Source organism: Streptococcus sp. FDAARGOS_256 (assembly GCF_002289235.2).
GTDB lineage: Bacteria > Bacillota > Bacilli > Lactobacillales > Streptococcaceae > Streptococcus.
Window position 1 is genome coordinate 1 of the sequence record NZ_NTGM02000002.1, and the last position, 13,230, is coordinate 13,230.

A 13,230-nucleotide genomic window follows, 5' to 3' on the forward strand; every position below is an offset into this window, starting at 1 on the left:
GATACTGTTAAAGTAACCTTGGGACCAAAAGGTCGTAATGTTGTATTGGAAAAATCATTTGGTTCACCATTAATTACCAATGACGGTGTTACTATTGCCAAAGAAATCGAATTGGAAGACCATTTTGAAAATATGGGTGCCAAATTGGTATCAGAAGTAGCTTCAAAAACCAATGATATCGCAGGTGACGGAACGACAACTGCAACTGTCTTGACCCAAGCTATCGTCCGTGAAGGAATCAAAAACGTCACTGCAGGTGCCAACCAATCGGTATCCGTCGTGGGATTGAAGCAGCAGTTGCCGCAGCTGTAGAAGCCTTGAAAAACAATGCCATTCCTGTTGCCAACAAAGAAGCCATCGCTCAGGTTGCTGCCGTATCTTCCCGTTCTGAGAAAGTCGGCGAATACATCTCTGAAGCTATGGAAAAAGTTGGAAAAGATGGAGTCATCACTATTGAAGAATCACGTGGTATGGAAACAGAGCTTGAAGTCGTGGAAGGGATTTGACCGCGGTTACCTATCACAGTACATGGTGCACAGATAGCGAAAAAATGGTGGCTGACCTCGAAAATCCATACATTTTGATTACTGATAAGAAGATTTCAAATATCAAGAAATCTTGCCACTCCTAGAAAGTATTCTCCAAAGCAATCGTCCACTCTTGATTATTGCGGATGATGTGGATGGTGAAGCTCTTCCGACTCTTGTATTGAACAAGATTCGTGGAACCTTCAACGTAGTAGCAGTTAAGGCCCCTGGCTTTGGTGACCGTCGTAAGGCTATGTTAGAAGACATCGCTATCTTGACAGGCGGAACAGTCATCACAGAAGATCTTGGTCTTGAGTTGAAAGACGCTACTATTGAGGCGCTAGGTCAAGCAGCGAGAGTAACTGTGGACAAAGATAGCACGGTTATCGTAGAAGGTGCTGGAAATCCTGAAGCCATTTCCCACCGTGTTGCGGTTATCAAGTCACAAATTGAAACTACAACATCTGAATTTGACCGCGAAAAATTGCAAGAACGCTTGGCAAAATTGTCAGGTGGTGTCGCAGTCATCAAGGTCGGTGCTGCAACTGAAACTGAGTTGAAAGAAATGAAACTCCGCATTGAAGATGCCTCAACGCTACTCGTGCAGCCGTTGAAGAAGGAATCGTTGCAGGTGGTGGAACTGCTCTTGCCAATGTCATTCCAGCCGTTGCTGATTTGGAATTGACAGGAGATGAAGCAACAGGACGCAATATTGTTCTCCGCGCCTTGGAAGAGCCTGTTCGTCAAATCGCCCACAATGCAGGATTCGAAGGGTCTATCGTCATTGACCGTTTGAAAAATGCTGAAGTTGGTACAGGCTTCAACGCAGCAACTGGCGAGTGGGTCAACATGATTGAAGAGGGAATCATCGACCCAGTTAAAGTGAGCCGTTCAGCCCTTCAAAATGCAGCCTCTGTAGCTAGCTTGATTTTAACAACAGAAGCAGTCGTAGCCAATAAACCAGAACCAGTAGCCCCAGCTCCAGCAATGGATCCAAGCATGATGGGCGGGATGATGTAAAAGCAACTTATAAAAAACACAAAAGGAGGGAACATAATCCCTCCTTTTAAGGTTTTCTCTTCTAAATAGATTTGAGCTCTCCTAACTTATATGATAAAATAAAACTAGAAAAAGGAGAAGAACATGATCGATGTAGAAGAAATTCTGAGCAAGATGAATCCCAATCAGAAGATTAATTATGACCGTGTTATGCAAAAATGGTACAGATTTGGGAGAAAAATGAGCAACGTCCCACTATTCTCATGCATGTTTGCTGTGCTCCTTGTAGTACCTACACCCTAGAATACCTGACAAAATACGCTGATGTGACCATCTATTTTGCCAATTCCAATATCCATCCCAAGGCAGAATACCACAAGCGAGCTTACGTCACCAAGAAATTTGTTAATGATTTCAATGAGCGAACAGGAAATACGGTTCAGTATTTAGAAGCGCCTTATGAACCCAATGAATACCGGAAGTTAGTCAGAGGACTGGAAGAAGAACCTGAAGGTGGTGACCGTTGCAAGGTTTGTTTTGACTACCGTCTGGACAAAACAGCACAGGTAGCTATGGACTTGGGCTTTGACTATTTTGGTTCAGCTTTGACCATCAGTCCTCATAAGAATTCTCAAACCATCAACAGCATCGGAATCGATGTGCAAAAGATTTACACCACCCACTATCTTCCAAGTGATTTCAAGAAAAATCAAGGCTACAAGCGCTCGGTGGAGATGTGCGAGGAGTATGATATCTATCGTCAATGTTATTGTGGATGCGTCTATGCAGCTCAAGCTCAGAACATTGATCTTGTTCAGGTTAAGAAGGATGCTACGGCTTTCTTGTTGGATAAGGATGTTGAAAAGACTATTCCCACATCAAGTTTACTGTTACTAAATTAGATATATAGAAACCAACCCAGTTGTAAAGCTGGGTTTTTCAAATAAAAAAACCAGGGCTCTACCCCGGATTGACAACTTTACCGATTCTTTAGTTCTATGTAGCGTTTGTACCAAATGTTGACATAGGCCTTGAGAAAGGACCGCGTCCATTGTTGATCCAATAAACAAGGATTTTAACATGCTCTTTCAAAATATAGTCTAATCATCAGAATACTTCATTTTACGTTTATGGCGCTCATACTCTTCAACGTCCAAGAGACGCTTTTCACCATCAGTGAAGACCTTGACATCCAAATCATAATCAATGTATTTCAGGGCTTCCTCATCTAGATAGTAGGGGCTAGCCATATTGCAATAGTAGGAAATCCCATTATCGCGAATCATAGCAATGATATTAAACCAATATTTTTTGTGAAAGTAAACAATAGCCGGTTCTCGAGTCACCCAACGACGACCGTCACTTTCGGTAACAAGTGTGTGGTCGTTGACGCCGATAATGGCGTTCTCTGTTGTTTTTAGTACCATGGTGTCTCGCCAAGTACGGTGAAGACTCCCATCATGCTTATAACTTTGAATTGTAATAAAGTCGCCTTCTTTTGGAAGTTCATAACTAACCAACTTTCTACAATTTATAAGTTTATCGTTTACTATTATATCATAATCGGTCTAATTTTTTGAATTTTACACGAAAATATTAAAGATATTCTCTGAGAGCGATGGCTATATCCGAAAAATCATAGCCTTTTCGAGCTAAAACTTGGGTTAACGTTGTTTAGTTCGTATCCTTTATACTTTCGAGCATACTTAGCATATTGTTTGTCTAGCTCTTTAAAAATGAGTTCTTGAGTCGTTTCTTGGTCGACTTGACTGTCCAAGTCATCAAAGGCACTTTTAGCATCAGAATAGGAGAAGCCTTTGTTCGTCAAGTTTTGGATAATCTTATCTTGCAAGGCACGAGAGGGAAGCTTTCCATTGTATTTTTTAAGCAGTTTTTCTGCAACACGTTGAGCAATCTCTGAAAAATCAAAATCCTTTAAACCTCTTCAATAGTTGATTTGGCAATCCTTTTTGAGACAGTTTTTGAGCTAGCACATAGGGTCCCTTATCTCCAGAAAGTTGATTGGCATTGATGATGGAATAAGCATACTGACGATCATTAATCCAGTTATCTTCTTTAAGATTGGCGATAACTTGACTTGTGATTTTTTCATCAAGATCATACTTTTTCAGATACTCTCGCACTTCCTTTTCAGTACGGGCCTTGAAGGATAAATGGTAGAGAGCGAGATTCTTACCATAAGAAAACTGGGCAAAATCCTGAATCTCGGTCAGTTCCTCTTTACTAATGACCTTATCTCGAGACAGCATAAACGGACAATAGTATCTTCCGTGATATAAGAGGTTTGCTGTCCATCTAGTTCCATCAAGTAGAGACGTTTTTTCTTTTCAAGTTTTGTGATTTTCATAGTTCTATTATACCCTAAAATGTGATAAGATAGGGGTATGAATCTGAAAGTCAAACAAAAATACCTTTAAAATCAAGCGGATGGGCATTAATGGTGAGGGAATCGGTTTCTATCAGAAAACCCTCGTTTTGTGCCAGGCGCCCTCAAAGGAGAAGACATCTATTGTCAGATTACTTCTATCAAACGTAACTTTGTAGAAGCAAAATTACTAAAGGTTAATAAGAAGTCTAAATTTCGAGTCGTGCCAGCTTGTACGATTTATAATGAATGTGGTGGTTGCCAAATCATGCATCTCCACTACGATAAACAGTTAGAGTTCAAAACAGATCTGCTCCATCAAGCCCTGAAAAATTTGCTCCTGCGGGATATGAAAAATATGAGATCCGTCCAACTATCGGAATGCAGGAACCAAAGTACTACCGTGCTAAGCTTCAATTCCAGACTCGGAAATTTAAAATCAGGTCAGGCAGGTTTGTATGCACAAAACTCTCATTATCTCGTAGAGTTGAAAGACTGTTTGGTGCAAGATAAGGAAACCCAAGTGATTGCGAATCGCCTAGCTGAACTTCTTACTTACCACCAAATTCCATTACAGATGAGAGAAAACGCTCGGTGTTCGCACCATCATGGTACGCAGAGCAAGAAAAACGGACAAGTCCAGATAATCATCGTCACGAATCGACAGCTTAATGTAACCCAGCTAGTAAAAGACTTAGTTAAAGATTTTCCAGAAGTCGTCACAGTTGCAGTCAATACAAATACAGCAAAACAAGTGAAATCTATGGTGAAAAGACAGAAATTATCTGGGGTCAAGAGAGAATTCAAGAAGGAGTACTCGACTATGAGTTTTTCTCTCTCACCCCGAGCTTTTTATCAACTTAATCCGGAGCAGACAGAAATTCTCTATAGTGAAGCAATTAAGGCTTTGGATGTCAGCAAAGAAGACCATCTAATCGATGCTTATTGTGGTGTTGGGACGATCGGATTTGCCTTCGCAAATAAGGTCAGAGTCTTAGAGGAATGGATATTATTCCAGAAGCCATAGAAGATGCCAAGAGAAATGCTCAAAAATGGGGTTTGACAATACCCATTACGAAGCGGGGACAGCAGAAGAGATTATTCCACGCTGGTATAAAGAAGGCTACCGAGCGGATGCCTTGATAGTTGACCCTCCTCGTACAGGCTTAGATGATAAGCTGTTGGAAACCATTCTGACCTACGTTCCAGACAAATGGTCTATGTATCCTGCAATGTTTCGACCTTAGCGCGAGATTTGGTTAAACTAGTAAAAGTCTATGACCTCCAGTATATCCAGTCGGTCGATATGTTTCCCCACACTGCACGGACAGAAGCAGTGGTTAAATTAGTGAAGAAAAGAAAAAATTAACTTCACTGAAAAAAGTCCTTGACAAAGGTAAAAAGTAGGTATAATAGAAAGAGTTGAAAAGCTCAGGTCCGTTGGTCAAGGGTTAAGACACCGCCTTTTCACGGCGTAACACGGGTTCGAATCCCGTACGGACTATGGTGTATTGCGGCTAAAAAAACTTGAAAAAGTTTAAAAAATCTGTTGACAGAGACAGATGGCTGTGATATACTAATATAGTTGTCGCTTGAGAGAGAATGAGTGACAAAGACCTTTGAAACTGAACAGACGAACCAATGTGCAGGGCACTATAACTGAGGTTATAGTATGAACAATGAAAAAAACAATAAATCTGTCAGTGACAGAAATGAGTAAGAACTCAAACTTTTAATGAGAGTTTGATCTGGCTCAGGACGAACGCTGGCGGCGTGCCTAATACATGCAAGTAGAACGCTGAAGGAGGAGCTTGCTCTTCTGGATGAGTTGCGAACGGGTGAGTAACGCGTAGGTAACCTGCTGGTAGCGGGGGATAACTATTGGAAACGATAGCTAATACCGCATAATAGTAGATGTTGCATGACATTGCTTAAAAGGTGCAATTGCATCACTACCAGATGGACCTGCGTTGTATTAGCTAGTTGGTGAGGTAACGGCTCACCAAGGCGACGATACATAGCCGACCTGAGAGGGTGATCGGCCACACTGGGACTGAGACACGGCCCAGACTCCTACGGGAGCAGCAGTAGGGAATCTTCGGCAATGGACGGAAGTCTGACGAGCAACGCCGCGTGAGTGAAGAAGGTTTCGGATCGTAAAGCTCTGTTGTAAGAGAAGAACGAGTGTGAGAGTGGAAAGTTCACACTGTGACGGTATCTTACCAGAAAGGGACGGCTAACTACGTGCCAGCAGCCGCGGTAATACGTAGGTCCCGAGCGTTGTCCGGATTTATTGGGCGTAAAGCGAGCGCAGGCGGTTAGATAAGTCTGAAGTTAAAGGCTGTGGCTTAACCATAGTACGCTTTGGAAACTGTTTAACTTGAGTGCAAGAGGGGAGAGTGGAATTCCATGTGTAGCGGTGAAATGCGTAGATATATGGAGGAACACCGGTGGCGAAAGCGGCTCTCTGGCTTGTAACTGACGCTGAGGCTCGAAAGCGTGGGGAGCAAACAGGATTAGATACCCTGGTAGTCCACGCCGTAAACGATGAGTGCTAGGTGTTAGACCCTTTCCGGGGTTTAGTGCCGCAGCTAACGCATTAAGCACTCCGCCTGGGGAGTACGACCGCAAGGTTGAAACTCAAAGGAATTGACGGGGCCCGCACAAGCGGTGGAGCATGTGGTTTAATTCGAAGCAACGCGAAGAACCTTACAGGTCTTGACATCCCTCTGACCGCTCTAGAGATAGAGTTTTCCTTCGGGACAGAGGTGACAGGTGGTGCATGGTTGTCGTCAGCTCGTGTCGTGAGATGTTGGGTTAAGTCCCGCAACGAGCGCAACCCCTATTGTTAGTTGCCATCATTCAGTTGGCACTCTAGCGAGACTGCCGGTAATAAACCGGAGGAAGGTGGGGATGACGTCAAATCATCATGCCCCTTATGACCTGGGCTACACACGTGCTACAATGGCTGGTACAACGAGTCGCAAGCCGGTGACGGCAAGCTAATCTCTTAAAGCCAGTCTCAGTTCGGATTGTAGGCTGCAACTCGCCTACATGAAGTCGGAATCGCTAGTAATCGCGGATCAGCACGCCGCGGTGAATACGTTCCCGGCCTTGTACACACCGCCCGTCACACCACGAGAGTTTGTAACACCCGAAGTCGGTGAGGTAACCATTTGGAGCCAGCCGCCTAAGGTGGGATAGATGATTGGGGTGAAGTCGTAACAAGGTAGCCGTATCGGAAGGTGCGGCTGGATCACCTCCTTTCTAAGGATAAGGAACTGCACATTGGTCTTGTTTAGTCTTGAGAGGTCTTGTGGGGCCTTAGCTCAGCTGGGAGAGCGCCTGCTTTGCACGCAGGAGGTCAGCGGTTCGATCCCGCTAGGCTCCATTGGTGAGAGATCACCAAGTAATGCACATTGAAAATTGAATATCTATATCAAATAGTAACAAGAAATAAACCGAAACGCTGTAGTATTAAAAGAGTTTATGACTGAAAGGTCAAAAAATAAGGTTAAGTTAATAAGGGCGCACGGTGGATGCCTTGGCACTAGGAGCCGAAGAAGGACGTGACAAACGACGATATGCCTTGGGTAGCTGTAAGTAAGCGATGATCCAGGGATTTCCGAATGGGGGAACCCAACAGGTACTACCTGTTACCCGCATCTGTTAAGGATGTGAGGAGGAAGACGCAGTGAACTGAAACATCTAAGTAGCTGCAGGAAGAGAAAGCAAAAGCGATTGCCTTAGTAGCGGCGAGCGAAACGGCAGGAGGGCAAACCGAAGAGTTTACTCTTCGGGGTTGTAGGACTGCAATGTGGACTCAAAGATTATAGAAGAATGATTTGGGAAGATCAGCCAAAGAGAGTAATAGCCTCGTATTTAAAATAGTCTTTGTACCTAGCAGTATCCTGAGTACGGCGGGACACGTGAAATCCCGTCGGAATCTGGGAGGACCATCTCCCAACCCTAAATACTCCCTAGTGACCGATAGTGAACCAGTACCGTGAGGGAAAGGTGAAAAGCACCCCGGGAGGGAGTGAAATAGAACCTGAAACCGTGTGCCTACAACAAGTTCGAGCCCGTTAATGGGTGAGAGCGTGCCTTTTGTAGAATGAACCGGCGAGTTACGATATGATGCGAGGTTAAGTTGAAGAGACGGAGCCGCAGGGAAACCGAGTCTGAATAGGGCGAATTAGTATCATGTCGTAGACCCGAAACCATGTGACCTACCCATGAGCAGGTTGAAGGTGCGGTAAGACGCACTGGAGGACCGAACCAGGGCACGTTGAAAAGTGCTTGGATGACTTGTGGGTAGCGGAGAAATTCCAAACGAACTTGGAGATAGCTGGTTCTCTCCGAAATAGCTTTAGGGCTAGCGTCGACATAAAGATTCTTGGAGGTAGAGCACTGTTTGGGTGAGGGGTCCATCCCGGATTACCAATCTCAGATAAACTCCGAATGCCAATGAATTATGGTCGGCAGTCAGACTGCGAGTGCTAAGATCCGTAGTCGAAAGGGAACAGCCCAGACCACCAGCTAAGGTCCCAAAATAATTGTTAAGTGGAAAAGGATGTGGGGTTGCACAGACAACTAGGATGTTAGCTTAGAAGCAGCTATTCATTCAAAGAGTGCGTAATAGCTCACTAGTCGAGTGACCCTGCGCCGAAAATGTACCGGGGCTAAAACAATTTACCGAAGCTGTGGATACCTTTATAGGTATGGTAGGAGAGCGTTCTATGTGTGAAGAAGGTATACCGTGAGGAGTGCTGGAACGCATAGAAGTGAGAATGCCGGTATGAGTAGCGAAAGACAGTGAGAATCCTGTCCACCGTAAGACTAAGGTTTCCAGGGAAGGCTCGTCCGCCCTGGTTAGTCGGGACCTAAGGAGAGACCGAAAGGTGTATCCGATGGACAACAGGTTGATATTCCTGTACTAGAGTATGTAGTGATGGAGGGACGCAGTAGGCTAACTAAAGCAGACGAATGGAAGTGTCTGTCTAAGCAGTGAGGTGTGATATGAGTCAAATGCTTATATCTATAACATTGAGCTGTGATGGGGAGCGAAGTTTAGTAGCGAAGTTAGTGACGTCACACTGCCAAGAAAAGCTTCTAGCGTTTAACATACTCTACCCGTACCGCAAACCGACACAGGTAGTCGAGGCGAGTAGCCTCAGGTGAGCGAGAGAACTCTCGTTAAGGAACTCGGCAAAATGACCCCGTAACTTCGGGAGAAGGGTGCTGACTTTACGTCAGCCGCAGTGAATAGGCCCAAGCAACTGTTTATCAAAACACAGCTCTCTGCTAAATCGTAAGATGATGTATAGGGGTGACGCCTGCCCGGTGCTGGAAGGTTAAGAGGAGTGCTTAGCGTAAGCGAAGGTATGAATTGAAGCCCCAGTAAACGGCGGCCGTAACTATAACGGTCCTAAGGTAGCGAAATTCCTTGTCGGGTAAGTTCCGACCCGCACGAAAGGCGTAATGATTTGGGCACTGTCTCAACGAGAGACTCGGTGAAATTTTAGTACCTGTGAAGATGCAGGTTACCCGCGACAGGACGGAAAGACCCCATGGAGCTTTACTGCAGTTTGATATTGAGTGTCTGTACCACATGTACAGGATAGGTAGGAGTCTATGAGATCGGGACGCCAGTTTCGAAGGAGACGTTGTTGGGATACTACCCTTGTGTTATGGCCACTCTAACCCGGATAGGTTATCCCTATCGGAGACAGTGTCTGACGGGCAGTTTGACTGGGGCGGTCGCCTCCCTAAAAGGTAACGGAGGCGCCCAAAGGTTCCCTCAGAATGGTTGGAAATCATTCGCAGAGTGTAAAGGTATAAGGGAGCTTGACTGCGAGAGCTACAACTCGAGCAGGGACGAAAGTCGGGCTTAGTGATCCGGTGGTTCCGTATGGAAGGGCCATCGCTCAACGGATAAAAGCTACCCTGGGGATAACAGGCTTATCTCCCCAAGAGTTCACATCGACGGGGAGGTTTGGCACCTCGATGTCGGCTCGTCGCATCCTGGGGCTGTAGTCGTCCAGGGTTGGGCTGTTCGCCCATTAAAGCGGCACGCGAGCTGGGTTCAGAACGTCGTGAGACAGTTCGGTCCCTATCCGTCGCGGGCGTAGGAAATTTGAGAGGATCTGCTCCTAGTACGAGAGGACCAGAGTGGACTTACCGCTGGTGTACCAGTTGTCTTGCCAAAGGCATCGCTGGGTAGCTATGTAGGGAAGGGATAAACGCTGAAAGCATCTAAGTGTGAAACCCACCTCAAGATGAGATTTCCCATGATTTTATATCAGTAAGAGCCCTGAGAGATGATCAGGTAGATAGGTTAGAAGTGGAAGTGTGGCGACACATGTAGCGGACTAATACTAATAGCTCGAGGACTTATCCAAAGTAACTGAGAATACGAAGTGTGAGGTTTTCTTGAGATTTGATAGATATTCAATTTTGAGTAGGTATTACTCAGAGTTAAGTGACGATAGCCTAGGAGATACACCTGTACCCATGCCGAACACAGCAGTTAAGCCCTAGAACGCCGGAAGTAGTTGGGGGTTGCCCCCTGTGAGATATGGAAGTCGCTTAGCTCGAGGGAGTTTAGCTCAGTTGTAATTGAGAGGAAATCGAAATTACAATCGGCGGATGAGAGAAACGAAGTTTCTTACCGTTGGCTGAGCTAGACTCCGCCCTTTGGGAGTTTAGCTCAGCTGGGAGAGCATCTGCCTTACAAGCAGAGGGTCAGCGGTTCGATCCCGTTAACTCCCATAGGTCCCGTAGTGTAGCGGTTATCACGTCGCCCTGTCACGGCGAAGATCGCGGGTTCGATTCCCGTCGGGACCGTTTAAGATAACGGAAGTTATTTTAGACTCGTTAGCTCAGTTGGTAGAGCAATTGACTTTTAATCAATGGGTCACTGGTTCGAGCCCAGTACGGGTCATATTTGCGGGTTTGGCGGAATTGGCAGACGCACCAGATTTAGGATCTGGCGCTTAACGGCGTGGGGGTTCAAGTCCCTTAACCCGCATAATAGAAAGTAGCCGGCTTAGCTCAGTTGGTAGAGCATCTGATTTGTAATCAGAGGGTCGCGTGTTCAAGTCATGTAGCCGGCATTTTTTTATATAGAATAAGAGGTCGATGCGAACGTAGTTCAGTGGTAGAACACCACCTTGCCAAGGTGGGGGTCGCGGGTTCGAATCCCGTCGTTCGCTTAGAGAGGCCGGGGTGGCGGAACTGGCAGACGCACAGGACTTAAAATCCTGCGATTGGTAACGATCGTACCGGTTCGATTCCGGTCCTCGGCATATAATGATGAGCACCCTTAGCTCAACTGGATAGAGTACCTGACTACGAATCAGGCGGTTAGAGGTTCGACTCCTCTAGGGTGCATTTTTTTATTTAACGCGGGAAGTAGCTCAGCTTGGTAGAGTACTTGGTTTGGGACCAAGGTGTCGCAGGTTCGAATCCTGTCTTCCCGATCGATTACGAGGATACTTTTGGGTATCTTTTTTTATTTACTTAGGAGATTCTGAGAGTCTTCTTTTTTTTTTACGGAACAAATTTGTGTAAACTAGCAGTGCTTAAGGAATGGTAGTGACTATATATTTTCTTTAATTATGGTAAAATAGTAAGAGAATAATGTGAGGAAAATGAATGTCAAGTAAGTTTGAAATTTTAATGAATCAACTAGGAATCTCTGATCAATTGAGACGGGATCCTGCTCTTGTTGATGCCAGAATTGAGCGTGTTGTGGTTCATAAAATTAGTAAGATTTGGGAATTTCATTTTGTATTTTCTAATATTTTACCGATTGAAATCTTTTTAGAGTTAAAGAAAGGGCTTGGTGAAGAATTTTCTAAGACAGGAAACCGAGCTGTTTTCGAAATCAAGGCTCTTTCTCAAGAATTCTCTAATGAACTCTTGCAGGCCTACTATAGAGAGGCTTTTTCTGAAGGTCCGTGGGCAAGTCAAGGGTTTAAATCTCTTTACCAGAACTTGCAAGTTCGTGCGGAAGGAAATCAACTCATTATTGAAGGTTCAGAGGCGATTGATAAGGAGCACTTTAAGAAGAATCATCTTCCTAATTTGGCAAAGCAACTCGAAAAGTTTGGTTTTCCAGCTTTTGTTTGTCAAATAGAAAAGAACGATGCTCTTACACAAGAGCAGGAGGAAGCATTCCATACGGAGAATGAACAGATTGTTCAAGCTGCCAATGAGGAAGCGCTCCGGGCTATGGAGCAACAACTCCAGCCTTTCAGCCAGCTTTGATTTTCAGGCTAAAAAGGCTGCGGCCAAGCCTAAACTAGATAAGGCTGAAGTTACCCAGATGATTGACGTGACGACTGAGGAAAATCGCCTGGTCTTTGAAGGGGTCGTTTTTGATGTGGAGCATAAGGTGACCAGAACTGGTCGCGTTTTGATCAACTTTAAAATGACAGACTACACTTCAAGTTTTTCAATGCAAAAATGGGTTAAGAATGAAGAAGAAGCTCAGAAGTTTGACATCATTAAGAAGAATTCTTGGCTCCGAGTTCGTGGGAATGTGGAGATGAATAACTTCACACGTGATTTGACCATGAACGTCCAGGATGTGCAGGAAGTTGTTCACTATGAGCGGAAGGACTTGATGCCAGAAGGTGAGCGTCGGTTGAGTTTCATGCCCATACAAATATGTCGACTATGGATGCTCTACCAGAGGTAGAGGAGATCGTTGCGACAGCTGCTAAGTGGGGCACAAGGCGGTTGCCATCACGGACCATGGAAATGTTCAATCCTTCCCACATGGCTACAAGGCAGCTAAGAAAGCTGGAATCCAGCTGATCTATGGAATGGAAGCCAATATCGTGGAGGACCGTGTCCCTATCGTTTACAACGAAGTGAAGATGGGCTTGTCAGAAGCGACCTATGTGGTCTTTGACGTGGACGACGGGACTTTCAGCTATCTATAATGATTTGATTCAGGTTGCAGCCTCTAAGATGTATAAGGGAAATGTTATTGCCGAATTTGATGAATTTATCAATCCTGGGCATCCCTTGTCAGCCTTTACTACTGAGTTAACAGGTATTACAGATGATCATGTTAAAAATGCCAAACCACTGGAACAAGTTTTACAAGAATTCCAAGAGTTTTGCAAGGATACAGTTTTAGTTGCTCACAATGCCACCTTTGACGTTGGCTTTATGAATGCCAACTATGAGCGTCATGGTCTGCCTAAGATTAGCCAGCCAGTTATCGATACGCTGGAGTTTGCTAGAAACCTCTATCCGGAGTATAAACGCCATGGTTTGGGACCTTTGACTAAGCGTTTTGGTGTA

The 13,230-nt window shown here is 45.0% G+C and carries 3 protein-coding genes, 11 tRNA genes, 3 rRNA genes and 5 pseudogenes; 20 read left to right on the forward strand and 2 right to left on the reverse strand.

The genetic code is table 11. The annotated features are described in order from the left end of the window. Together groL and A6J84_RS09980 are read left to right on the forward strand one after the other, a co-directional pair. Positions 1 to 1,547, forward strand: a pseudogene (groL, locus tag A6J84_RS09975) (chaperonin GroEL); the annotation flags it as partial. A 123-nt stretch (positions 1,548 to 1,670) separates the two neighbouring features. Continuing rightward, positions 1,671 to 2,436, forward strand: a pseudogene (locus tag A6J84_RS09980) (epoxyqueuosine reductase QueH). 69 nt (positions 2,437 to 2,505) lie between these two features. Here the strand turns inward: A6J84_RS09980 and A6J84_RS09985 are convergent. Both A6J84_RS09985 and recX read right to left on the reverse strand, forming a co-directional pair. Next, positions 2,506 to 3,046: pseudogene (locus A6J84_RS09985) on the reverse strand (DUF402 domain-containing protein). 76 nt (positions 3,047 to 3,122) lie between these two features. Further along, positions 3,123 to 3,894 (reverse strand): annotated as a pseudogene (recX, locus tag A6J84_RS09990) (recombination regulator RecX). Between the two features lie 130 nt (positions 3,895 to 4,024). On the opposite strand from recX, the gene rlmD reads away from it, so the two are divergent. The 18 genes and pseudogenes from rlmD to A6J84_RS10075 all read left to right on the forward strand — a co-directional run. Continuing rightward, positions 4,025 to 4,939, forward strand: coding sequence for a 23S rRNA (uracil(1939)-C(5))-methyltransferase RlmD (gene rlmD / locus A6J84_RS09995; RefSeq protein ID WP_095726497.1), 915 nt, complete (start codon positions 4,025 to 4,027; stop codon positions 4,937 to 4,939). A gap of 25 nt (positions 4,940 to 4,964) precedes the next feature. Further along, entirely contained in the window at positions 4,965 to 5,159 is a 195-nt protein-coding gene (locus A6J84_RS10280; protein ID WP_095726498.1) for a hypothetical protein, read from the forward strand. Beyond that, positions 5,126 to 5,281: a 23S rRNA methyltransferase gene (locus A6J84_RS10000; protein ID WP_013670141.1), complete on the forward strand. Its 156-nt coding sequence runs from the start codon at positions 5,126 to 5,128 to the stop codon at positions 5,279 to 5,281. Before A6J84_RS10280 ends, A6J84_RS10000 begins: the two co-directional genes overlap by 34 nt. Before the next feature lie 65 nt (positions 5,282 to 5,346). Then, positions 5,347 to 5,416 (forward strand) — tRNA-Glu (locus A6J84_RS10005). A gap of 227 nt (positions 5,417 to 5,643) precedes the next feature. Beyond that, positions 5,644 to 7,179 (forward strand): 16S ribosomal RNA (locus A6J84_RS10010). A 51-nt stretch (positions 7,180 to 7,230) separates the two neighbouring features. Beyond that, a tRNA-Ala gene (locus A6J84_RS10015) sits at positions 7,231 to 7,303 on the forward strand. Between the two features lie 121 nt (positions 7,304 to 7,424). Beyond that, positions 7,425 to 10,313: ribosomal RNA gene (locus tag A6J84_RS10020) — 23S ribosomal RNA — on the forward strand. Between the two features lie 76 nt (positions 10,314 to 10,389). Beyond that, positions 10,390 to 10,505: ribosomal RNA gene (gene rrf, locus A6J84_RS10025) — 5S ribosomal RNA — on the forward strand. The 16S, 23S and 5S rRNA genes sit together here with 11 tRNA genes alongside, the layout of an rRNA operon. A 105-nt stretch (positions 10,506 to 10,610) precedes the next feature. Continuing rightward, positions 10,611 to 10,683: transfer RNA gene (locus tag A6J84_RS10030), tRNA-Val, on the forward strand. A 2-nt stretch (positions 10,684 to 10,685) separates the two neighbouring features. Further along, a tRNA-Asp gene (locus A6J84_RS10035) sits at positions 10,686 to 10,758 on the forward strand. Positions 10,759 to 10,782: 24 nt separating this feature from the next. Continuing rightward, positions 10,783 to 10,855, forward strand: a tRNA-Lys gene (locus A6J84_RS10040). A gap of 5 nt (positions 10,856 to 10,860) precedes the next feature. Beyond that, positions 10,861 to 10,942, forward strand: a tRNA-Leu gene (locus A6J84_RS10045). Between the two features lie 12 nt (positions 10,943 to 10,954). Beyond that, positions 10,955 to 11,027, forward strand: a tRNA-Thr gene (locus A6J84_RS10050). 27 nt (positions 11,028 to 11,054) lie between these two features. Next, positions 11,055 to 11,126: transfer RNA gene (locus A6J84_RS10055), tRNA-Gly, on the forward strand. A 7-nt stretch (positions 11,127 to 11,133) separates the two neighbouring features. Then, a tRNA-Leu gene (locus A6J84_RS10060) sits at positions 11,134 to 11,219 on the forward strand. 11 nt (positions 11,220 to 11,230) lie between these two features. Further along, positions 11,231 to 11,304: transfer RNA gene (locus tag A6J84_RS10065), tRNA-Arg, on the forward strand. A 15-nt stretch (positions 11,305 to 11,319) separates the two neighbouring features. Further along, positions 11,320 to 11,393, forward strand: a tRNA-Pro gene (locus A6J84_RS10070). A 175-nt stretch (positions 11,394 to 11,568) separates the two neighbouring features. Beyond that, positions 11,569 to 13,230: pseudogene (locus A6J84_RS10075) on the forward strand (exonuclease domain-containing protein); the annotation flags it as partial.